Raw genomic sequence first — 22,387 nt, 5'->3', positions numbered from 1 at the left:
AACTCCCTAACTTTAAGGGATTTTAGCAACTTAACGCAAAGGTAATATCTTTTTATTAAAATTTATTCATTAGTCTTCAAAATCCGGCCATTCGTTTGATTCTAAATGATGCAATTCTATTTCACGCCTTTCTTTTTTAGTTGGACGTCCTGCACCTTTTTCTCTCACAACAAAATAGGATGATTCGCGGTAAGCTTCATTATATTTATTTAATTCCTCTGGTGGAGTCAGGTTTGAAAAGGCGAGACTGGCAAGGGGAGCGCTTGTTCTCTTTTCGGGTAAACCTAAAGCTTGGTACTTTAGAAAAAACCCATTCTTTTTAATTTCTATAATATCACCGATTTTTATTGAACTTGAAGACTTAGCCTCATGCCCATTTATTTTAACCTTTGAAGATTTGCATGACAAAGCTGCTAATGTTCTGGATTTGTAAAAACGGACAGCCCAAAGCCATTTATCTATTCTCATTTTATACTATCTATCCTTGGGTATTCGGGATTCAAATTTTTCAAAGTATCGAAAACTTTTTTTGCTACAAAATAATTGCGATACCATCTTTGGTCTGAAGGTACTATTATCCAGGGAACTTCACTGCCGTTGATGGCTGATTCATAATATCTCATATATTTATCCCATAACTTGCTTTCCTCAAAGTCCTGAGGATTGTATTTCCATTGTTTATCGATGGCAGTTCTTCTTTCTTCTATTTTTTCTAGTTGTTTTTTATGAGATAGATGCAGATAAAATTTCAATATGGTCGTGTTGTTATCTTCTTGTAGTATTTTTTCGAAGTTGTTAATGGCCTCCAGTCTCATGTGGGCACGATCGTCATTTATCCAATTATGAACTCTTTGGATTAAAATGTCTTCGTAATGGGATCTTATAAATATTTTAATCTGACCTTTTGCAGGGACAAACTTGTGAACCCTCCAAAGAAAATCGTGCTGCATTTCTTCTTCTGATGGTTTTTTAAAAGGATGAGCATCAACCACTAAAGGGGCACAATAGGTAAATACACTTTTTGCAACCCCATCCTTTCCACTTGCATCCATCCCTTGCAGAACCACTAGCAAACTATGCTTTTTTTCTGCATAAAATTTGTCAGCAAATTCTCCAATTTGCTTGGCAAGTTTTTGAGTTTCTTTTACTAATTTTTCTTTTTCCGCCTTGGCAGGGGCGTCAGTAGAAATTTTACTTAGAATTATTTTACTCATAAAATTTAATTAAATAAATTAAAAGACTTATTGCATTTTCTTCCTTTTACCAAGAAATGATTGCAGAATATAATCGTAACCCTGATTGATGTCTGCTTCATGATAATCAATTCTGTACTGAATGCATTTGTTTTTTATGGAATTATGATATTCTTGCATCTTTTCTACATATCGGTCTTTTATTTGATGCGCTTGTAAACGAACCTTTTCTCCGGTTTCCATATCAACAAATTGATATGGCCTGTTTTCAAAATCAAAATCAATCTCCAGTTTCTTATCTACAACATGGAAGAGCAAAACTTCATGCTTGTTATGTTTAAGATGCTGAAGAGCTCCAAACAAATCATCTGTTTTATCAGTATCATCAAACATATCACTAAAGATTACAACCATCGATCTTTTATGAATTTGATCTGCAATTTCATGCAATGCCTGTGCTGTAGAACTTTTCCTGTTTAAGTCGAAGTCATGGATCCATTTTTCAAGAAAACTCAGCAGCAACTGATAGTGTGTTGTGCTTGATTTAGTTTGTGATTGAAAATTTAGTTTTTCATCAAAAAGACTTATGCCGAAAGCATCCCGCTGTTTGCGTAGAATATTCATAATGCAGGCTGCTCCAAGTGCAGAAAACTTCAGTTTATTAAGAACCAGGCCATTATTTAATTTTTCTTCTGGAAAGTACATAGAAGAGGAAGTGTCTATGACAATTTGACATCTGAGATTTGTCTCTTCCTCAAATTTCTTAATAAATAATTTATCGGTTCTAGCATAAACTTTCCAATCCAGGTCTTTGGTGGTTTCGCCAATGTTGTAAAGTCTGTGTTCGGCAAATTCTACACTAAAACCATGAAATGGAGATTTATGCTTACCTATAATGAACCCTTCTACCACCTGGTTGGCTAAAAGCTCTAGATGATTAAATGCCTGTACAGGAAACTGATCAAAAAAATTCATACATATTAAAATAAATAAGCCCCTACCGTAACAAAGATAAGGGCTTGTTTATTGCCTTGGTTCTTGAAAGTTAAACCAGGGCATCAATTTTTTGCTTGAGAGTTGCCTTTGTAGCAGTCCCGACATGTTTTTCAACAATTTGGCCTTCTTTTATGAAAAGTATGGTTGGAATTGATCGTACACCAAACTGCATGGAAACCTGTGGATTATGGTCTACGTTTAGTTTACCAATCGTTACCTTACCTTCATACTCTTTTGAAAGCTCATCAATAATGGGTCCAACTAATCGGCAAGGACCACACCATTCTGCCCAGAAATCAACAACGGCTACACCGTCTTTTGCCAAAGCACTTTCCTGAAAGTTGCTGTCTGTAAATTCAAATGCCATCTTTAATTATTTTAACTGAGAAAACAAGATTTATTGTCAATTGGTTCAACTGTTAAATATAGACATTAATTTTGAAGAGTTTATATGAAGTTTAAATTAGATAAGTTTTTGTTAATAAGTATCATTATCTTATGCCTCTGCCTGGTGTATGGAGTGATTTTGTATTCACTTCCGCCGGAAAAAATGGAAAAATATTATGTAACTACTGTTTATTCATCAATCCGATATATATGGGGTAATTTGTCATTTTTCAGTGTATTCCCTTTGTCATATTACTGGATTCTCTTTCAATTAATTTTTATTTTAATTCTAATCTACCTTCATGTGTTTGGGGATCTTTCATTTTGGAAGGGATTTCAAAAATGCTTGGGTTTGTTAATCCTGCATCTTTCTTTTTTTTATTATTTATGGGGGTTTAACTATTTAAGGGTTCCTTTGAATGAGCGCTTGTCATTGGATCATGAGATTGAACGAAAGGATTTTGAAAGAGAGATAAATAATACAACCCAAGATTTATGTCATTTAAGAGCTGGTTTAGAGGCTGACTCAATGATCCTGGATTTTCAAGCAGTAGAAGAGCATCTTCGAAGTTTAGTTAAAAGTACTTTTAAGGAACTTTTAGTGGTGGGACTAGATCGAGTAAGAGTTCGTGTTTTACGCCCTGAAGGATGTCTGCTTGTTTTCGGAACTGCTGGTATCTACTGGCCATTTTCAGGGGAGGGATATGTTGATGCAGGGCTTGATTCACTGATAATTCCCTTTACCATGGCACATGAATTAGCCCATGGATTTGGATGGACTGATGAAGGGGAATGCAATTTTGTAGCTTTACTGGCTTGTAGAAAAAGTAATAGTAAAATGATCCGATACAGTGCAGAATTGAGCTATTGGAAATATCTTATGAATAATGCATCTAGGTTGGATCCGAAGCTATTCCACAGGTACTCAGAAGAGATTTCAAATTCAATCAAGTTTGATCTGAAATCGATAGACAATCATGCCGATAAATTTCCGGAAATACTACCTGCACTGAGGGATTGGCTGTATGATACCTACCTAAAACTTAATGGAGTGGAGGGAGGAAGTAATAGTTACAGCGGAATGGTAAAATGGGTGATTAATTATCAAAATAAAGGTAATTATAAATAAAAAAAAAGGCCTGACAATTCAGGCCCAGAAATGAATTGGATATTTTTTTAGTTAATTGGAATGTGCAATATTCTCTTCATCTAATATTTTTTTTGCCAAATTGAGAATTTCCATATTCTCTATCTGCACAATCCCACCGTTCGGACCAGCCTGCAAGTGGTTACCTGAATTCTCCAAATGATTCGCTCCAAAATAATTTCTAACTGCTTGTTCGTCAATGTTTAACTCATCAGCTATGCGCTTGATACTGCCACTGGGCAATAGATGCTTAATTTGACGAAGTTCTTCCAAAGTAATATACATATTTTATAAGTTTGAAATGTGAACAATGAAATAACACCTTAAGTTATGATGATTTTACCATAGGTACCAAATTTTTTATCAAAATTTTAAATTACATCTTCAACTTTTGTGTAGGTCAAATTGAACGCCTTGGCAACTCCCTCATAAACAACCTTTCCACCAACAACATTTAATCCCAGCATAAGGGATTTATTTTCCGAACAGGCTTTTCTCCATCCTTTATCAGCTAATTGAATGGCATAAGGAAGTGTGGCATTTGTTAGTGCCACTGTGGATGTGTAAGGAACGGCACCAGGCATATTCGCAACACAATAATGCACGACCTCATCAATAATGTAAATCGGATCATCGTGTGTGGTAGGTTTAGAGGTCTCTATGCACCCACCCTGATCTATGGCCACATCCACCAAAACGGTTCCAGGGTGCATAGTTGACAGCATATCTCTGGTGACCAAACTTGGAGCTTTTGCTCCAGGAATTAAAACTGCTCCGACTATTAAGTCATGGCTCCTTACTAATTCTCTAATCGTTAATTCATTCGAAAACATTGTATGTACGTTTGCCGGCATCACATCTGCCAAATAGCGTAACCGATTAAGGCTAATGTCCATTAAAGTTACTTGTGCACCTAATCCGGCAGCCATTTTAGCAGCTTGCGTACCCACAACCCCCCCGCCAAGTACCAGAACTTTAGCAGGAGGCACACCAGGCACTCCCCCCAATAGAATTCCTTTACCCTTTTGAGGCTTTTCAAGATATTTTGCTCCTTCTTGGATAGCCATACGGCCTGCGACTTCAGACATAGGGATTAACAGTGGGAGGCTTCTGTCAGGTAATTCAACGGTTTCGTATGCAAGACATACCGCGCCACTTTGAATCATAGCATTAGTGAGAGGCTCATAAGAAGCAAAATGGAAGTAAGTAAACAGCAATTGGTCTTTTTTAATGAGCTTATATTCTGACTCAATAGGTTCCTTGACTTTAATAATCATATCCGCGATATGATATATTTCTTCAATGCTATTCAATATTTTGGCACCTGCACTGATGTAATTTTCATTGGTGAATCCACTGCCAACACCTGCAGTACTTTGCACGTAAACTTGATGCCCACGTTTCGTGAGTTCAAGGGCTCCGGCGGGGGTTAAAGCAACTCTGTTTTCGTTTGATTTGATTTCTTTTGGAACTCCTATAATCATGGTTGATTGTTTTAATCCCGCGAAATTACGATTTTGAGTGAACAGGGAGGGAATTCTCATAAAAAAAGAATGCCCGCATACGTTATACGGGCAAATCTTCATTTAATAACCAAAACTCAAAACTCGATTAAGATGTATCCAATTATCATGCCAATTCTATCAGAACTTCGAAAAAATATCAGTCATTAAAAAAAAATGGTATTCAATATTGAGTTTGGCGGTGTTCTGTGATCTTTTAAAAATATTCAAATTAGATTTTTGAGAACCTAGACTAGGTATTAAAGTGAAAAGCTTAAATTAAAGTAAGAAATTGGCATAAAAAAAGTGTCCATGACATTTCATGGACACTTAACAATTTTTACAATTAATAACCAAAACTTACACAGTGTAAAGATAATATGCATTGTGCAAATATTTAATATGTAACACATTAAATTATAGGTGTATTGAATATAATTATTAAATTTAATTTATATTTTATTGATTATCTGCTAAATAAAATTTATTGTTGAAGTTGTTTTAGCTGCTTGAGCAGATTTAAATAATTCATTTACAGCAGACTTACCAGTGTCACCCAGGTCATGGCTGAATTCATTCACATAGAGGTCAATGTGTTGAAATATGACTTCTTTGTCTAATTCCTGAGCATGTGATTTAATATAAGAGAATATTTGATCGACATGTTCAGTTGCATAGGCAAGGGATGAAACGATTTGATCTTTAATTTTAATTTTTAAATTGATGTCCAACTCTTTTTTTACACCAATTAAGCCTAGTGGAATTGGAAAACCAGTCTCTTGATTCCAATATTCACCTAAATCCAGGATTTTGACCAATCCTTTGGACTGATAAGTAAACCTGTTTTCATGGATTATGACCCCATATGGATAAACTTCTTTCTGAACCAAATCCTCAATTTCTGAAAATGTTCCAAAAAATAGTGACTTAGCCTCGGGAAAGGCGAATTCAAACAAAAATCGGGCGGTTGTATTTTTGCCAGGTAGTATTACAGACCTAGTATTAATTGGGGCACTATCAATTTCATTTTTTGTTATGAGTAAAGGCCCGCAGTTCAGCCCCATAGCCCCACCGCAAGTAAAAAAATCATAATGATCAGAAATCGAAAGTGCATGCGCAGCACTCACCTTGATGATATCATATTTATGAAAGAGTGCTAACTCATTAAGAGTCTGAATGTCAAAATAATCTGTCTGAATGTCCGTTTTTGTTAAACCATATTGTTGGTCTGTTAAACCTAGGATCATCGGTCCAAAAATAAAGGTATCATTTGGACAAGGTGAAATCGCTAGCTTAATCCTATTTTTGCCTCCAGACATGCTTCCCAAAATAATTTACGAAGATAACCATATAATAGTCCTGGAGAAATATCCTGGACTTTTATCCCAAGGTGATGAGACAGGACACCCAAACTTAATTGACATCATCAAAAATTATTTGAAGGTCAAGTACCATAAACCAGGAGAAGTTTATCTTGGATTGCTTCAAAGGATTGACAGACCAGTGGGAGGATTATTGATTTTGGCCAAAACTTCTAAAGCCTTTACCAGACTGCATGACCAAATTAAAGCACGTACTGTAGACAAATATTACCTGGCAATAAGCGATTGTAGACCTCCAAAGGATGAAGATCAATTAATTCATTACATGGTGAAAGATGAGAAGATTAATCTTTCAAAGGTTTATGAGAAGGAAGTGCCTGGGTCAAAGGACGCAAGGCTAAACTACAAATTGATTGGGAGTAAGGATGGCAAGTTTTTGTTTCAGATCAAACTTATTACCGGTCGTTCACATCAAATCAGGGCCCAAATGGCCTATATCGGCTGTCCCTTATTGGGGGATGTCAAATACGGCAAAAGTCTTCCAAAACCCTCCTATGAACTCTGCCTCTATGCTTATAAAGTTGCAATTACCCATCCGGTGCTCAAAGAAAGGATGGTCTGGACTCATTTTCCTAATCCAACTGGGTATTGGAAAGGAATGGACGAATTTTTTCCATTGTTAAATTAGAAAAATCTATTTTTGCATCCGGTAAGGGTTCACGACCAGCTCCTTCTAATCCCCCAGGGCAGAAATGCAGCAAGGGTATGAGGTCGAGCGGTGCGATGGACTCTTACTTTTTTTTTACATCAATCTCACAAGTCCATGAAATTTTTTATTGACACAGCCAATCTTGCACAGATCGCTGAAGCAAAAGCACTCGGTATTCTTGATGGTGTTACAACCAATCCCAGCCTGATGGCTAAAGAAGGAATAACTGGAAAACAAAATATTTATACTCATTACAAAAAGATTTGTGATTTAGTGGATGGCGATGTAAGTGCAGAAGTCATTTCTACAGATTTGGAAGGCATGTTAAGGGAGGGAAAAGAATTGGCAGAAATTGCTGATAATATTGTTGTGAAAATTCCTATGATTAAAGAAGGCATCAAAGCAATTTGTGAGTTCAACACTTTAGGTATAAAGACTAACTGTACTTTAGTCTTTAGTGCAGGACAGGCGATATTGGCAGCCAAAGCTGGAGCTACTTATTTATCTCCTTTTATTGGCCGCATAGATGATTCAAATTGGGATGGAATTCAGTTAATTTCTGATATTTTCGAAATTTATACTCTTCAAGGTTACGAAACAGAAATTTTAGCTGCTTCTATCCGTACCTCCAGACAAATTGTAGAAGCTGCTAAAGCAGGGGCAGATGTTGTGACATGTCCACTCGATGCTATTTTGGGGCTTTTAAAGCATCCCCTAACAGATATTGGCCTGGAAAAATTTTTAGATGACCACAAAAAAGCTCAGAAACTTAGCTGATCAAAAAGCAACATACCCTTCTAAATTTAGTCCATAAGCTTCCAAAGCTATATTTTTCTTAGGTTTATTGCTAAGGAGTTTCATGTTTCTGATACCAAGATCTCTAAGTATTTGACTACCAATCCCAATTTCCCTTTGATCTTGTTCTGGTCTAATAATCTTTGGCTTATCCGAAAAAAGCTTTGACATTGGGTCTTTCTCTTTGCTTTCGTTGGTGATTAATAGCAAGACTCCACATTCACTCTCTTCAATTTTTTTAAATGCTTTGGACAACAGGCTTTGATCTTTATGAATTAATAGATCGATAATTTCAGCTAGACTGTCGCAGTATTGAGCTCGGACCAATACAGTTTGTTCTGGATTTATTTTACCTTTTACTAGGGCTATGTGCTTTTCCCCTGAATTTACCTGACCGTATTGGATAATTTCAAAATCAGACCCCATAATTTGTTGAGACCATCTGTCTTCAGATTTTACAAGGCGCTCACTTCTAAGCCTGTATTCAATTAAATCACTGATTGATATTATTTTGAGGTCAAATTTTTGTGCTTTCTCAACCAGCTGTGGGAGTCTGGCCATGCTTCCATCTTCATTAAGAATTTCAATTAATGCACCGACCGGCTGCATGCCAGCCATTCTGGCTAAATCAATGGTTGCTTCCGTATGCCCAGCCCTTTGTAATACGCCACCATATTTTGCCCTTAATGGGAATATGTGCCCGGGTCTTGCAAAGTCGCTGGCAATAAAATTTGGATCCGCAAGGCCTTTCAAAGTCAGAGCACGGTCATATGCAGAAATTCCTGTACTGCACCCATGCCCGATTAAATCGACCGAAACTGTAAAGGCGGTTTCGTGCAAGGAGGTGTTTGAACGGACCATCAATGGTAAATTTAATTCATCAGCCCTGCTTTCAGTGAAAGGGGCACAAATTAAACCTCTTCCATGAGTAGCCATAAAGTTTACAATTTCAGGGGTAATGGTTTCTGCTGCACAAATAAAGTCCCCTTCATTTTCACGATCTTCATTATCTACCACTATCAAGATTTTTCCCTTCTTAAAATCTGTGATGGCATCTTCGATAGAATTAAACTTTACCATTTAGCTGACAGTTCTTTTTGGTGGTTGCCAGGCACTGTTTTCAATGCCTTTAATAAATTTTATAAACCCATTTAATAGAGCAAAGTTCATCAAAATAAAATATCTGATCCCTCGCAAAATTTTAATATGTATCCCTATTTTACTCATCAACCAGTCTGTAAGTGGTATGATAAAGTAAAACAAATTAATAATTATAAAAATACTGAGATAAGGCCAAGGATTACTAAATGATAGGCCTAGGGCAGAAAGCCAAATTAAAATTAACAGGAATGGACCAATCCATCTCAAAACTTTGTGTGAAAAGAATACATAAGCTCTGGAAAAAGGCCTAGAAATTAAAAAATGATAGAAAACTGTCAGGTTCTGAAAATTACCGGCAGAAATTCTTGTTTTCCTCCTGAATTCTTCTTGGATTTGATTTGGGATACCTTCATAACAAATAGCTTCTAAGTCATTAATGCACTTGCCTCCCAAACCCAATGCGGACATAGAAATATAAAAATCATCCATCAAAAAATTTTCAGGAACTTTACTGGTGTAGTTTGATCGAATACTAAAGCAACCGCCAAAAGCTCCCATCATGGTACCCCAAATTTCACCTTCTAGATTCTTGATCCTGATTTCAAGATTCATGTATTTATTTTCCGATTTTGAAATACCATCTTTCCTAAGGTTTTCAGGAATGATTCTGGAATCCACCAAAACAACTTTTTCATCTTTAAAATTTCTAATCAATTTTCTAATGGTGTTTTTGGATAGAATCACATTTGCGTCATTGTATAATATTACATGTCTGGAAGATTTGGGATTTAAATTCAATGCCTCATCCAATAAATCGTTAATTACAGAAGCTTTTCCTCTTCTTTGAGTGAATTGGAAAAATTTGAGATTTGGGTATCTTAAAGTAAGTTTCTTAATAATTTCATCAGAACCATCCACTGAACTATCAGAACCTACAAATACATTTAATTTGCTTTGAGGATAATCTGATTCCAGCAAAGAAATCAACTTTAATTCAATTATCGAAGATTCATTATACACTGAAGTTATGCTGGAAACAATCGGCAAGTCATCATCTTCATCTAGTTCAGCCTTGGGGAATTTTTTCTTTTTAAATAAGTTTATCATTTCCAACGAGACAGGATAGAAGAAGTAACTGTGCAAAAACAGGGAAATACTTAAAATGAATATTATTTTATAGAAGACCTCCATCAGTACCTAACACAGTTAAAGGTGGCTTGGAGAATCAATAACATTTTGATAAGCGGTCAATAATTTTTCTGCTAGCTTAGAGCTGTCAAAATTGTTGTGAACAAAATTTCTGGCTGATTGTCCCAGGTTCAAAAGATTAATTTTTCCATCGTAGCACATTTGAATGCTATGGATATAGTCTTCTGCAGAATTGGCCAGGATAACTTGATCTAAGTGTTTGGCAGGAATGCCCTCTAAGCCAATTGAACTGGTGATCACAACCCTTCCAAGGGCCATCGCTTCAAGAATTTTAACTCTAATTCCTGAACCCGCAAATATGGGCACTATTAAAATTGGATATTCAAGCATGAAATCCTTGCTGTCAGAGACATCTTTATGGAAAATAACTCCGGGTAATTGTATGTTAGCAAGATCTTTTGGAGCATTTCTACCTGCAAAATGAAACTTTAAATTTGGAAATTTGGAATGCAGTAACGGCCAGACCTCGCTCAAAAACCATCTAAGTCCTTCAATATTTGGCATCCAATCCAAAGATCCAATAAATGATAGATTAAGCTCTTTTTTAAAAGCGGAATATTCAGGTTGATATTCTTTAAGATCAAAGCCTACAGGAGTTGCCAAACAGCCATTCTTATAACCCAAGGATTTAAACATTTCTAAATCTCTTTCTGTAATCGCAACTAAAAAATCGTATTCATTTAATTTTTCAATTTCAAACTTCTTAAGCTTTTTTGCCAAATAGTTCAAATATATTTTTTTTGGAATAAATTTGATTTGATCAGAAATCCTATGCCATATTTCATGTTCAATATTGTGTGCACGCATAACAACAATGGCCTCTGAATTGTCTTTGATGAATTTCAAATAAGGAGCTAAATAAAGCGTTTCAAGCTGGACGATGTCAAATTGGTTTTCTTTTAAAACACAAGTAAGTTTCTGTGCAAATTCCTCTGAGACAAAACGAGAAATATGATAAGATTCTGTTGTGAAGAGGTTCTTGAATGCCCCCCAGGGAGTGATTTGATTGTCCACATCCACTGTGTGAATTTCTTTAAAGTGGCTAAGCTCTTTTGGAAGGGAGCCATTGCCTTTGTAATGATGCCTGCTTGTATTCATAGCTAAAAGCGTTACTTCACATCCATTTTCAGTCAATGACTTGCTTAATTGGTTCACTGCAATAGCTTCACCATCCTTTAAAGGGTAGGGAAATTTTTTACAGAGAAGCAGAATTTTCATAAGTTATCGATGGTGTGTGAAAGGCTTTTAGTCAGAATCTTATAAAAGTGATCAAATGTAGAACGTAAGAGTATTAAATAATGTGGCTTCTGATGGAATAATTTTAATAAACAGGGCAAATTTAGATATTTGTCCTGATTTTGCATAGTCCAAAGGTCATACATTGTGATTATTTTGGAATGGGGCATATTTTATAACCATTAGAGAGTCAATGATTTGTTGTGAAGGAATCGAAAAAAGCTATCAAAAGCTTCCTGTGCTAAAGGGGGTCAATTTGAATATTAAAGAAGGTGAGCTTACCAGCATTGTGGGTTCATCCGGTGCTGGAAAAAGCACTTTGCTCCATATTATTGGTACATTGGACCGGGCTGATCGGGGAAACCTATTGTTAAATGGCGAAAGCACCTCAAAGTGGTCAGAAAAGGATCTTTCGAATTTTCGAAATAGAAATATTGGTTTTATTTTTCAATTTCATCATTTACTTGCGGAGTTAACGGCATTGGAAAATGTCTGCTTGCCTGGTTTTATTGCGGGTGATCCTGAGCAATCTATACTCAATTATGGGAAAGAATTGTTGGATTATTTGGGTTTAAATGAACGAATGTCTCATAAGCCAGGTCAATTGTCTGGCGGAGAACAACAAAGGGTCGCCCTGGCGAGGGCATTGCTTAACCATCCAAAGATTCTTCTGGCTGACGAGCCTACAGGAAATCTGGATCAGGAAAATTCTTCAGAAGTACTTAAGTTACTTTTTAAATTGAGAGATGAACTAAATATGACCATGTTAATTGTCACTCATGATCCATCGATAGCTTCAAAAACGCAAAAGACCTATGTTATGAAGGATGGTTTGATCGTTTCTTAGTGATTTTAATGGGGGGCTTTTTTACTTGCTGCTTAACCCATTCATAGTAGGAGGCGTTACAGCTTCCTTTAATCTTGAGTATACATGGGATGTCGTAATGGTGTTTTTTCGCAATAAAAGATTCTAGTAGGTCAGATTTTTTTTTGGTTGTTTTTAGTATTAAAAGGTGTTCATTTTCTTTATTTACTTTTCCTTGCCATTCGAAAATTGAAGTAATAGGGAAAATATGTGCGCAGGCCGCCAACCTATTTTGAACGCTCAAATCTCCTAGTTTATCAGCACTAATTTTATCAGGGCATGGAACATGAAAGTATATCAGGCGGTGTTTGATTTTTTTCATTTTAATTTAGATAAAATCAACATTACGTTTTTTTAAGTATTTGTACGTTTCCAATTGTGATCTCATTTTTCGTCCGGAATTATTTTTTCTAAATTGATTAATCGTTAAGTGATTTAAACTTCTGGCTTTTATATTGTCCTCTAATTGTATTTTAAGTATTTCAATAATCATCTTTTTATGTTCAGGTGTGTAAATAGGAAAAGCTGTTTCTATTCTAAAATGCAGATTTCTGACCATCCAGTCTGCTGAAGAAAGCAACACCTTTTCTTCTCCACCATTTAAAAAATAGTATACACGAGCGTGTTCCAAAAAACGATCCAATATACTAATACCTTCTATGTGGTCACTAAGTCCTGGTTTTCCTGGAATTAGGCAGCAGATTCCTCTTATTATAAGTTTTATATCAACTCCTGCCAAACCTGCATCATAAAGAAGATCTATCATTTCAGGATCCTGAATACTATTCATCTTCAATATGATTCCTGAAGGAAGTCCTTTTAGAGCTTGTTCTTTTTCAAAAGCTATTAAAACTTTCAGTTCATCATTTAAATTAAACTGTCCTACCAGTAGATGTTTAAAGGAAACTGTGGGCAATTTAACATTTTCCAAGAAACCAAAAATCCTGTTTACTTCTTGAGTTAATCTTGGGTCTGATGTGAAAAGCCCAAAATCACTATATGCCTTTGCAGTTCCTTCATGGAAATTACCGGTACTTAAATAGGCATAGTTTTTTGTTTCATTTTCTGATTTTTTTGTAATAATTGCTGCCTTTGAATGTACTTTAAGGCCTGGAAAACTATACCTTACTTTAATTCCGTTTTTTTCCATTTCTTCTCCCCAGTTGAGATTTGCAGCTTCATCAAATCGGGCCTTAACTTCGATGAAGACAAAAACACTTTTACCTGCCGATGCTGCATTAATCAATGCATCCATAATTCTGGATTTTTTAGCGACCCGATATTGTGTAATTTTGATTTGGGTGACGTCAGGATCTCTGGCGGCTTCTTCGAAAAAACGGATGACCGGCTCATATTCGTGGTAAGGAAAATTCAATAGATGATCTTTCTCGTCTATTGCTGAAAACAGATTAGTGTTTTGATGAAATGGCAGGTATACAAGTGGTTTGAGTACTTTGTTTCTTAAGTGTTTTTTGCCAAAATCTGGAAAATTGAAAAAGTCAAAATTATTATGATATCTTCCTTCCGGAGTTAAGTCAGATTTCTGTATTTCTAATAAATCAAGAAAAAATTTAAGCATCTCTTTTGGCATGGCCTGATCATAAACCAATCTAGATGCTGGACCTATGTTTCGTTTTAAAAGTCCCTTCTTTATTTTTTCCAGTAAGTCACCGCTAAACTCATCTTCAATATACAGTTCTGCATCACGCGTAAGTTTTATTGAGTAAGAATGTATAATATCGTATCCAGGAAAAAGCCATTTTAATGAAAATCGTACAATTTCATCCAAAAGTATAACATTGTGCCTGTCCGTTTCTGATGGGAGTATTATAAATCTCTTCAAATGATCAGAAGGAATTTTAACAATTCCATATTGCTCAGGGGATTCGGGCTCATCTTTTGATTTTAGAATAATAGTCAGATACAATTCTGAGTTATTCAGAAAGGGCTTGATTTTATTACCAATCAATAATACCGGTTGAACAAATGGGAGTAAATTTTCTTTAAAAAACGATTCAATGAAAAGCTCCTGCTGTTGGCTTAACTCGCGGTGTGAGAGCAGAAATATATTTTCCTTGCAGAGTGCCGGTAGGATTTGATTGTCAAAAATATCATTAAATTCATCTAATTGTTGATTGACAATTTTATACAATTCTTTTAACAAGGTTCCTGGGCTGTATTCCAATTGACTTTTGGTTTTTTTACCAAGCATCTTTATATTTCTATGGTGAGCTACCCTGATCCTAAAAAATTCACCTAGATTTGATGAATAAATCGCTAGAAATTTAATACGTTCAATTAAAGGAACTGTAGGGTCCTTTGCTTCTTGTAAGACACGATAATTGAAATCCAACCAACTGATATCCCGGTCAATATACTCGTAATGATGTTTAAGTTGCAGATTATTCATTTATTCGATACTCAATATTTTTTCGCAAACAGTCGGCATATCTGACCATTTGTGTTGGATTTGGGAGGTGAAGGTAAAAATGGAACTCCTTAATTCCAACATTTCTTATGTTAAGAAATTGTTCGATCCAGGAATTTATCCGCTTTTCGTCATTTCTGACATTTCCATCTGAGAGGTACCTAATTAATAAAATGGGACTACAAACTTCCATATGACAGGCATCTCTTCTACCCGGAGTGTCAGTAATTACCAAGCCTATATCCAAATGTCCCAACCACGCACATAAATCTTCCAATTCATGTTTGTCTTTAAACCAACTTTCGTGCCTTAATTCAATCAAAAAGTTATATGGAAGTGGCTTTGAATCTAAAATTTGATAAAGAATCTACTTTTTGGAAACGTCAAAATGTCTTGGTAGTTGAAGAAAAGCTGGTCCCCTGTGATTTTCAAGCAGTGTGAGGAATTTTTCAAATTTTTGCCAAATGAAAGGATCGCCAAGATTTCTACTGTTGGAGATGCTTAGAGGGAATTTGGGGCAAAATTTAAAGTGCTCTGGAATTTGACTTTTCCAAAAAAACACTTTTTCATCATCTGGTATTTTGTAATAACTTCCGTTAAATTCAATTCCGTTGAATAATCTGCTGTAGTAGTATAAGTATTCGTTTGATTTGCAGGTTTTAGGATATAAAGTTCCTCTGAAGGAAGGATTGCTGTATCCGGTGCCACCAGAAAAAATGTCTGTCGACTGAGGGTCAGATTCTATCCAGATTCTTGGTTTGGATAGTACAAATTCCTTATTTATTGCATGACTTTCTTTGCCAAATTTCATTCGGTTCGTTATTATTTGTTACAAAGCAATACTTTTGGCTAATAAAATTGATCCTCAATGAAACCTTTACGTAAACCTTTGGTTGCAGCAAACTGGAAAATGAATATGTTGCCTACCAAAGCGGTGTCCTTTATAGAAGAATTTCTTATTCATTCAGATCCATCTCATGATTATGTCATCGCTCCACCTTTTACCCATTTATCTGAATTAGGCCAATTTTTACGAAAAGGATTAAAATTGGGAGCACAGAATTGTCACGAGGAGCTTTCAGGACCCTATACTGGTGAGGTTTCAGCGAGCATGCTTGTTGATCTTGGGGTAAGTTATGTTATTCTTGGTCATAGTGAAAGGAGAGAAATGAATTTACGGGAAAATATGCTCGTGTCAAAAAAAATTAGAACTGCACTTTCCCAAGGTTTAAAGGTTATTTATTGTTGTGGTGAATCTTATGAGTTAAGATCAGAAGGGATTCATTTAGAGCATATTATAAATCAATTGGAAGAAGATATAGGAGTTGAATTGGGTGAAAATTTAAAAAATGTAACCATAGCGTATGAACCAATTTGGGCGATCGGAACAGGATCATCCGCAACCCCCGCGCAAGCTCAAGAAATGCATAAACATATTAGGCAATGGATAGCCGATCAATATGGCTCAGAATTTAAGGAATCGATAAGAATTTTATACGGAGGCAGTGTAAAAGCCTCTAATGCGCTGGCTTTGTCAAGTCAACCTGATATTGATGGAGCTTTGGTTGGGGGAGCAAGTCTGGATATTCAAGAATTTGTTTCAATCGGACAGGCTTTTAATACAGTGTAGTCGGTCACGAGCAAAATAAAGCCTAATTTTCAGGATATACATTAATTATATCTGTAATGTGTAATTTGCAGATATATATATAAATATAAAAATATTGTGTCTTTTGTATGAAGGAGATAATACAATCTCTTTTTCAGGGCAACATCTTATGCAACAACACGTTAAATGTCGTACCTTTGCTGTCTTCAAATGAGAAATTTTTACATCACGATTTTTGGACTTTTCCTACTGGTAAGTTCTTGTAAGTCAACTTATGAGAAGGTAAGGACTAGTGGAGATCCCGATTTAATCTTAAAAAATGCCAATCAATATTATTCTCAGAAAGAGTATTTGAAGGCACAGACTCTATTTGAATTGGTAATAAGTTCTTTTCGGGGCCAAAAACAAGCCGAAGATTTGTACTTCAAATACGCCTACACGCACTATTATCTTTCCGATTTTGAAACTGCCAGTCAGTATTTTAAAAATTTTGCAAATACCTTTGTCACGAGTAAATACAAGGAAGAAGCTGAATTTATGGCTGTCTATGCGATTTACAGGACATCTCCGGATATAAAACTTGATCAAACTTCCACCCAGAAGGCAATTGATGGATTTCAATCTTTTGTGAATGTTTACCCTGAATCTGATAGACTTACTGAATGCAACAAGTTAATTGATCAGCTGAGGCTTAAATTGGAAACAAAAGCATATCAGCAAGCATTACTATACTACGATTTGAAATCCTTTCAAGCCTGTTTGACTAGCCTTGAAAATCTACTTACCGATTTTCCGGAAACTAAGAATGAGCGGGAAATTCGATATCTTCAAGTGAAATCTGCTTACGAGTGGGCCATAAACAGTGTATTTGAAAAACAAAAGGAGCGATTTGGAAAAACAATAGAGCTTTGCAATTATTATCTTTTGAAGTTTCCATCCGGAAAAGTATCTCAGGAGGTAAAGCAAATAAAAAATCTGGCAAATATTAAATTCAACAACCCAATTTATGATGGATATTAAAACACAAGTTCAAGGAATCAACCCAAACGTTCAGGCAAGGGACATTAAGGCACTCGCAGCTGTTACTGGTAATATTTATGAAACCATAAATGTTATTGCAAAGAGAGCCAATCAATTATCCAATGATTTGAAAACTGAACTTCACGACAAATTGGAAGAATTTGCTTCTCATTCAGATACGATTGAGGAAGTGCATGAAAATAAGGAACAGATTGAAATTTCTAAGTTTTACGAGAAATTACCAAATCCGGTTCTTATTGCAATTGAAGAGTTCATTAATGGACAAATTGATTATACGCTAAGAAATCAGGAGCCATCAGATTCTGAATAATTTTCATCCCTAAGATTATAAAAGATAATGCATGAACGCATTAGCTGGTAAAAAGATAATCCTCGGGGTAACTGGAAGTATATCCGCTTATAAATCGTTGATTTTGTTGCGTTTGTTGACTAAGGCCGGTGCTGAAGTCAGGATTGTAATGACAGACTCAGCGATGGATTTTGTTGGTCCTTTAAGTTTTTCTACACTTTCTGGCCATCAGGTATTTAGCAAACTCACGGATGGACAAGACTGGCAAAATCATGTTCATTTGGGTTTGTGGGCGGATTTGTTTTTAGTCGCCCCAGTCAGTGCACAATCAATGGCAAAGTTTTCCATTGGGATGGTTGACAATCTTTTGACTGCAGTTTATCTTTCTGCTAAATGCCCTGTAATGATAGCCCCAGCCATGGATCTGGATATGTGGATTCATCCTTCCACCCAATATAATTTAGAAGTTTTAAAGAATAGGGGGGTCATGATTATTCCTGTTGAGGATGGAAGTTTGGCAAGCGGTTTAAGTGGTCTTGGAAGGTTGGCGGAACCAGATAAAATTATGGAGCATGTTTTATCTTTTTTCGTCGATTCAGCATTATTTAAAAATAAGAAAATATTAATAACTGCCGGACCAACCTATGAATCAATTGATCCAGTGAGATTTATCGGAAATTACTCATCCGGGAAAATGGGTATTCGTCTCGCGGAAGTTGCAGCTTCTATGGGAGCCGAAGTAACCATTGTCCTGGGCCCCACCCATCTTAAACCAAATGCTGATAAACGCATAAGTCTTCATAATGTGGTATCTGCTGAAGAAATGCTGAGAGTAGTGGAGTCAAAATTAGCTCAATTTGATTATTTTATTCTGGCAGCTGCGGTTGCAGATTACAGACCTGAAAGTCCGTCTCTTGAAAAAATCAAAAAATCTGAAGAAATTCTCAATCTAAAACTTATTAAAAATCCTGACATAGCGGCATTTATTGGAAAAAATAAACAATCTCACCAAAAGCTTATTGGGTTTGCCCTTGAGACTCAAAATATTATCGGAAATGCCCAAGCTAAATTGAATAAGAAAAGCATGGATATGATCGTTATCAATTCACCAAAAGATGAAGGGGCGGGCTTTGGATTTGATACGAATAAAATCAAGATTTTAAAAAAATCAGGAGAATTGATATCTTTCGAACTTAAATCAAAAGAAGAGGTTGCTAGAGATATTTTGGAGGAAGTTATTAAACTTTGATTTTTAAAATATGCACAAGAGATTAATCCTGTTAGGTTTTGCCTTGTTAGCGTTGATACACATCAGTGCACAGGAGTTGGACATGACTATAAAAGTGATCGCACCTAATTTAGGAACAAGTGATAAGGCTGTAGTGGGGCAGATGGAAAAACTTGTCAAGGAGTTCATGAACAACCAAAAGTGGACGGGAGATAAGTTCGAATTGTACGAGCGAATTAAGAGTAGCATTCAGATTACCATTAGGGAAGATCGTGGAAATAATTCTTTTGTTTGTGATTTTGCTATTCAAGCATCCAGACCAGTTTATCAGTCAACTTATGAAACACCCATTCTCATATTAAATGAGAAGGATGTTCCCATTAATTTTGATCCTTTTAAGCCACTTGAAAACAGTAAAGAAACTTTTTTCGATAATTTGTCAAGCGTATTAACGTTTTATGCATATTTTATAATTAGCCTTGATTATGACAGTTTTAGTTTGGAAGGTGGAGAGACCTACGTAAATATTTTACAAAATATGGTCAATACAATTCCTTCCGGAGCCCGTGGATTTGATCAAAGTTGGAGTTCTGCTTCAGGAAAAAAAAACAGTCGGTATTTTTTGATGGAGAATTTGATAAATCCGCGAATGAAAGCTTTTAGAAGAGCATTTTATGAATACCATAGGTTGTGCTTGGATCAAAGTACTAAAGATATGAATGCTGCCCGTAGAGACATGGTAACTGCGATCAATGCGATTGCTCAAACAGACAGGTCGTATCCAAATACTTACCTGATGCAGATTTTTATTAATTCCAAAAGCGGAGAAATTATAGAGATTTTTAAAAAAGGAACCACTCAGGAAAAAGAGGAAGTCTATAGAGCAATGACAGCAATAGATCCTTCTAATTCAAGTCAATATAAGGTGCTAAAATCATAATCCAACCCACATACTCTAACGAAGCATATGAAGAAAAAGAAAATTGCCATTTTCGCCTCGGGCCAGGGAAGTAATGCTAGCCAATTAATCAAGCATTTTAAGAATCATCCCAGTATTCAGGTAGTATTGATTATTTCAAATTCATCAAAAGCAAATGTCATTAAAGTTGCAGATGAAAATGGAATTCAATATTCTGTTGTGAATAAATCTCTCCTTAGCAACAACAGCTACATGACCTCACTGCTTAATTTGTATGATGTCGATTTCATAGTCTTGGCTGGTTTTTTAATGTTGGTCCCGCCATTTTTGGTAAAAATTTATGATCAAAGGATGATTAATATTCATCCAGCTCTGCTGCCTAAATTTGGAGGAAAGGGTATGTATGGACTCGGGGTCCATCAGGCTGTGATTTCCTCAGGGGATACAGAATCAGGCATGACCATTCATTATGTGAATGAAATGTATGACAAGGGTAAGATCATATTTCAGGCTAAATGTAAGGTTGATAAAAAAGACAATGCCGAGAAACTCTCCAAAAAGGTTCAGGAACTTGAGCATAAATATCTCCCGGAGTGGACTGAAAAACTTATTACACAAATGAGATATTTTTAATATTCCTAAGATAAAACTAATTTATGTCACAAAGTGCCCTCATAGAGAAAGACCTACAAGGGCCTTATCTGTTATTTGAAGAAATAGCAAAAGATTTGCATGCGCTCACCATTTCCATTGATAACCAATCATTGGTGGATACGGTAAGTGATTTGCGAAATCGGATCAGAGACCCTTTTATGTTTGTTATAGTGGGTGAAGTTAAAGTTGGAAAGAGCAGCTTTATAAATGCTTTGCTCCAGACAACAACTGAAATATGTAAGGTAGCTCCCAGTCCAATGACGGACACCATTCAACAAATAGTATATGGCCCGGAATATATGGAGATCGCCATAAGTCCTGTGTTGAAAAGAATTACTTATCCTGAAGAAATCTTAAAGGAAATTGCAATTGTTGATACACCGGGTACTAATACAATTATTCAACACCATCAGGAAATTACAGAAAAGTTCATTCCGGTTTCAGATTTAGTCTTATTTGTTTTTGAAGCCAAAAATCCATACAGACAATCAGCCTGGGATCTTTTTACCTTCATCAAGGAAGATTGGAGAAAGAAGATCATTTTTGTGCTTCAACAAAAAGATTTAATGTCTGAGAATGATCTTCTTGTAAATATAAATGGATTGAGACAATTTGCGATACAAAAAGGTATTGAAGAGCCTATGATTTTTCCAGTTTCTGCAAAAATGGAGTTAGAGGGTCAAACAGAATCAAGTGGTTTCAACGGCTTAAGAAATTTTATAAAGGAGAACATTACTGGAGGCAAGGCAGCTTTTCTTAAACTTTTAAATAACATTGACAATTGCAACAATATTAGTCAGAAACTTCAATCTGGAATTCAGCTTAGAAAAGATCAATACGATTATGATGTAGAATTTAGAGATGACATAAGTAAGACTTTAAAGGAACATGAGCGCATCTCCTTCAATAATGTCAATCTCTTAATTGAAAATCTGGTAGCAGCTTATCAAACCAGTTCCTCAAGCTACAGAAAGGAGTTGGAAAATGGATTAGGCTTTCTCAATGTTATAAAAAAAGGAATCACAGGTATTTTTAATAAAGAGAATAATTTGCATAATTGGCTGGATGATTTTAAATCACGATTTGAGTCCACTTTAAAGCAAAATTTAAGGGAAAAGCTGGAGTTAAATGTTCAGGACATTTCAGATTCTATCATGCAGATGGCCCAAATAGTTAGCCTAAAGATTAAGGGTAGCAGGACAGTTTTAAAAAATGATCATGAAATATTTTCTGAGATTGCTGATAAGCGCGCTGGCGTTATGAGTGATTTGCAACAAACATTTAATGATTTTATTAAGAATTCTGAAAATTATTACAGCAGTGAATTATTAAAATCTGAAAGTAAATTAGCACCAAATGTGGCTACAGGAACTGGAATCGCAATCATCGGTACCATCATAACAGCATTGACGCATGGGGCTGTTTTCGATATTACCGGAGGAGTGCTGACCTCCTTGGGATTGCTTTTTGCTGGAATTACATTAGGCTTCAACCGACGTAGAATTCTTCAAAAATTTGATCTGGAGTTAATTCAGGGAAAAAATGGCCTAGAGGAGGAACTTAGACACAAATTGGGTTTTTACATCACTGAAATAAAAACAAAAATTGATCATAATTTTTCCAAGTTTGATAATCATTTAATCAATGAAAAGATAGCGATAGTAGAATTAAACCAAAAGCACAGCAGCATACTTGAACGATTGGTTGAGATTAAAGTGATTATTGAAAGGATGTATGCTCGTACTATTAAAACTTGA

25 protein-coding genes are annotated in these 22,387 nt (G+C 35.7%); 11 read left to right on the top strand and 14 right to left on the bottom strand.

Going from position 1 to position 22,387, the window contains the following annotated elements; genetic code table 11:
- Positions 1 to 69: 69 nt before the first annotated feature.
- The 4 genes from IPJ53_11730 to trxA all read right to left on the bottom strand — a co-directional run bounded on the left by IPJ53_11730 (position 70) and on the right by trxA (position 2,556).
- Positions 70 to 468 carry an RNA-binding S4 domain-containing protein gene (locus IPJ53_11730; protein MBK7799774.1) on the bottom strand — a complete coding sequence of 133 codons (399 nt, stop codon included), beginning with the start codon at positions 466 to 468 and terminating at the stop codon, positions 70 to 72.
- On the bottom strand, positions 465 to 1,214 hold the full coding sequence (locus IPJ53_11725; protein MBK7799773.1) for a polyphosphate kinase: 750 nt from the start codon (positions 1,212 to 1,214) through the stop codon (positions 465 to 467). Before IPJ53_11725 ends, IPJ53_11730 begins: the two co-directional genes overlap by 4 nt.
- A 27-nt stretch (positions 1,215 to 1,241) precedes the next feature.
- Positions 1,242 to 2,168, bottom strand: coding sequence for a DUF58 domain-containing protein (locus IPJ53_11720; protein ID MBK7799772.1), 927 nt, complete (start codon positions 2,166 to 2,168; stop codon positions 1,242 to 1,244).
- Positions 2,169 to 2,238: 70 nt separating this feature from the next.
- Positions 2,239 to 2,556, bottom strand: a complete 318-nt coding sequence (gene trxA, locus IPJ53_11715; GenBank protein ID MBK7799771.1) for a thioredoxin — start codon at positions 2,554 to 2,556, stop codon at positions 2,239 to 2,241.
- Between the two features lie 84 nt (positions 2,557 to 2,640).
- Here trxA and IPJ53_11710 point away from each other — a divergent pair, with 84 nt between their 5' ends.
- Positions 2,641 to 3,705, top strand: a complete 1,065-nt coding sequence (locus IPJ53_11710; GenBank protein ID MBK7799770.1) for a DUF3810 family protein — start codon at positions 2,641 to 2,643, stop codon at positions 3,703 to 3,705.
- Between the two features lie 51 nt (positions 3,706 to 3,756).
- Here the strand turns inward: IPJ53_11710 and IPJ53_11705 are convergent, their stop codons facing one another.
- The 3 genes from IPJ53_11705 to IPJ53_11695 all read right to left on the bottom strand — a co-directional run bounded on the left by IPJ53_11705 (position 3,757) and on the right by IPJ53_11695 (position 6,544).
- The gene (locus IPJ53_11705; protein ID MBK7799769.1) at positions 3,757 to 4,008 is read right to left on the bottom strand and encodes a DNA-binding protein; all 252 of its coding nucleotides are present in this window, start codon (positions 4,006 to 4,008) and stop codon (positions 3,757 to 3,759) included.
- Between the two features lie 86 nt (positions 4,009 to 4,094).
- Positions 4,095 to 5,207 (bottom strand): alanine dehydrogenase, encoded by a 1,113-nt coding sequence (ald, locus tag IPJ53_11700; GenBank protein ID MBK7799768.1) that lies wholly within the window; start codon positions 5,205 to 5,207, stop codon positions 4,095 to 4,097.
- A gap of 491 nt (positions 5,208 to 5,698) precedes the next feature.
- Positions 5,699 to 6,544: a 1,4-dihydroxy-6-naphthoate synthase gene (locus tag IPJ53_11695; protein ID MBK7799767.1), complete on the bottom strand. Its 846-nt coding sequence runs from the start codon at positions 6,542 to 6,544 to the stop codon at positions 5,699 to 5,701.
- On the opposite strand from IPJ53_11695, the gene IPJ53_11690 reads away from it, so the two are divergent.
- Both IPJ53_11690 and fsa read left to right on the top strand, forming a co-directional pair.
- Positions 6,543 to 7,235, top strand: coding sequence for an RNA pseudouridine synthase (locus tag IPJ53_11690; GenBank protein MBK7799766.1), 693 nt, complete (start codon positions 6,543 to 6,545; stop codon positions 7,233 to 7,235). The two genes, IPJ53_11695 and IPJ53_11690, sit on opposite strands and share 2 nt — an antisense overlap.
- A gap of 135 nt (positions 7,236 to 7,370) precedes the next feature.
- Entirely contained in the window at positions 7,371 to 8,033 is a 663-nt protein-coding gene (gene fsa, locus IPJ53_11685; protein MBK7799765.1) for a fructose-6-phosphate aldolase, read from the top strand.
- Here the strand turns inward: fsa and ribB are convergent, their stop codons facing one another.
- The 3 genes from ribB to IPJ53_11670 form a co-directional block, all read right to left on the bottom strand.
- Positions 8,034 to 9,131 carry a 3,4-dihydroxy-2-butanone-4-phosphate synthase gene (gene ribB / locus IPJ53_11680; protein MBK7799764.1) on the bottom strand — a complete coding sequence of 366 codons (1,098 nt, stop codon included), beginning with the start codon at positions 9,129 to 9,131 and terminating at the stop codon, positions 8,034 to 8,036.
- Positions 9,132 to 10,259 carry a glycosyltransferase gene (locus tag IPJ53_11675; protein ID MBK7799763.1) on the bottom strand — a complete coding sequence of 376 codons (1,128 nt, stop codon included), beginning with the start codon at positions 10,257 to 10,259 and terminating at the stop codon, positions 9,132 to 9,134. It abuts the gene before it with no gap.
- 99 nt (positions 10,260 to 10,358) lie between these two features.
- Entirely contained in the window at positions 10,359 to 11,579 is a 1,221-nt protein-coding gene (locus IPJ53_11670; protein ID MBK7799762.1) for a glycosyltransferase, read from the bottom strand.
- A gap of 211 nt (positions 11,580 to 11,790) precedes the next feature.
- Here IPJ53_11670 and IPJ53_11665 point away from each other — a divergent pair, with 211 nt between their 5' ends.
- Positions 11,791 to 12,444, top strand: coding sequence for an ABC transporter ATP-binding protein (locus tag IPJ53_11665; GenBank protein MBK7799761.1), 654 nt, complete (start codon positions 11,791 to 11,793; stop codon positions 12,442 to 12,444).
- Here IPJ53_11665 and IPJ53_11660 read toward each other — a convergent pair.
- From IPJ53_11660 to IPJ53_11645, 4 genes are read right to left on the bottom strand one after another with little or no spacing between them, the layout of a single operon-like run.
- The gene (locus tag IPJ53_11660) at positions 12,416 to 12,784 is read right to left on the bottom strand and encodes a divalent-cation tolerance protein CutA (protein ID MBK7799760.1); all 369 of its coding nucleotides are present in this window, start codon (positions 12,782 to 12,784) and stop codon (positions 12,416 to 12,418) included. The two genes, IPJ53_11665 and IPJ53_11660, sit on opposite strands and share 29 nt — an antisense overlap.
- Positions 12,785 to 12,790: 6 nt before the next feature.
- Complete coding sequence (gene ppk1 / locus IPJ53_11655; GenBank protein MBK7799759.1) at positions 12,791 to 14,872, bottom strand: polyphosphate kinase 1; 2,082 nt, start codon at positions 14,870 to 14,872, stop codon at positions 12,791 to 12,793.
- Positions 14,865 to 15,212, bottom strand: coding sequence for a DUF72 domain-containing protein (locus IPJ53_11650; GenBank protein MBK7799758.1), 348 nt, complete (start codon positions 15,210 to 15,212; stop codon positions 14,865 to 14,867). Before IPJ53_11650 ends, ppk1 begins: the two co-directional genes overlap by 8 nt.
- Before the next feature lie 45 nt (positions 15,213 to 15,257).
- Entirely contained in the window at positions 15,258 to 15,701 is a 444-nt protein-coding gene (locus IPJ53_11645) for a DUF72 domain-containing protein (GenBank protein ID MBK7799757.1), read from the bottom strand.
- 57 nt (positions 15,702 to 15,758) lie between these two features.
- Here IPJ53_11645 and IPJ53_11640 point away from each other — a divergent pair, with 57 nt between their 5' ends.
- The 7 genes from IPJ53_11640 to IPJ53_11610 all read left to right on the top strand — a co-directional run bounded on the left by IPJ53_11640 (position 15,759) and on the right by IPJ53_11610 (position 22,387).
- On the top strand, positions 15,759 to 16,520 hold the full coding sequence (locus IPJ53_11640) for a triose-phosphate isomerase (protein MBK7799756.1): 762 nt from the start codon (positions 15,759 to 15,761) through the stop codon (positions 16,518 to 16,520).
- 189 nt (positions 16,521 to 16,709) lie between these two features.
- Complete coding sequence (gene bamD, locus IPJ53_11635; GenBank protein ID MBK7799755.1) at positions 16,710 to 17,519, top strand: outer membrane protein assembly factor BamD; 810 nt, start codon at positions 16,710 to 16,712, stop codon at positions 17,517 to 17,519.
- Positions 17,506 to 17,850 carry a DNA-directed RNA polymerase subunit omega gene (locus tag IPJ53_11630; protein MBK7799754.1) on the top strand — a complete coding sequence of 115 codons (345 nt, stop codon included), beginning with the start codon at positions 17,506 to 17,508 and terminating at the stop codon, positions 17,848 to 17,850. The genes bamD and IPJ53_11630 overlap by 14 nt, the downstream gene beginning before the upstream one ends.
- 31 nt (positions 17,851 to 17,881) lie before the next feature.
- On the top strand, positions 17,882 to 19,078 hold the full coding sequence (gene coaBC / locus IPJ53_11625; protein MBK7799753.1) for a bifunctional phosphopantothenoylcysteine decarboxylase/phosphopantothenate--cysteine ligase CoaBC: 1,197 nt from the start codon (positions 17,882 to 17,884) through the stop codon (positions 19,076 to 19,078).
- 10 nt (positions 19,079 to 19,088) lie between these two features.
- Complete coding sequence (locus tag IPJ53_11620) at positions 19,089 to 19,997, top strand: DUF4835 family protein (protein MBK7799752.1); 909 nt, start codon at positions 19,089 to 19,091, stop codon at positions 19,995 to 19,997.
- A 27-nt stretch (positions 19,998 to 20,024) separates the two neighbouring features.
- Positions 20,025 to 20,609 carry a phosphoribosylglycinamide formyltransferase gene (locus IPJ53_11615; GenBank protein ID MBK7799751.1) on the top strand — a complete coding sequence of 195 codons (585 nt, stop codon included), beginning with the start codon at positions 20,025 to 20,027 and terminating at the stop codon, positions 20,607 to 20,609.
- Between the two features lie 23 nt (positions 20,610 to 20,632).
- Entirely contained in the window at positions 20,633 to 22,387 is a 1,755-nt protein-coding gene (locus tag IPJ53_11610) for a dynamin family protein (protein MBK7799750.1), read from the top strand.

Source organism: Candidatus Vicinibacter affinis, assembly GCA_016714365.1.
Taxonomy (GTDB): Bacteria; Bacteroidota; Bacteroidia; order Chitinophagales; family Saprospiraceae; genus Vicinibacter; species Vicinibacter affinis.
The sequence above is the reverse complement of the archived record's forward strand: the minus strand, read 5'-3'. Positions and strand labels throughout refer to the sequence as shown.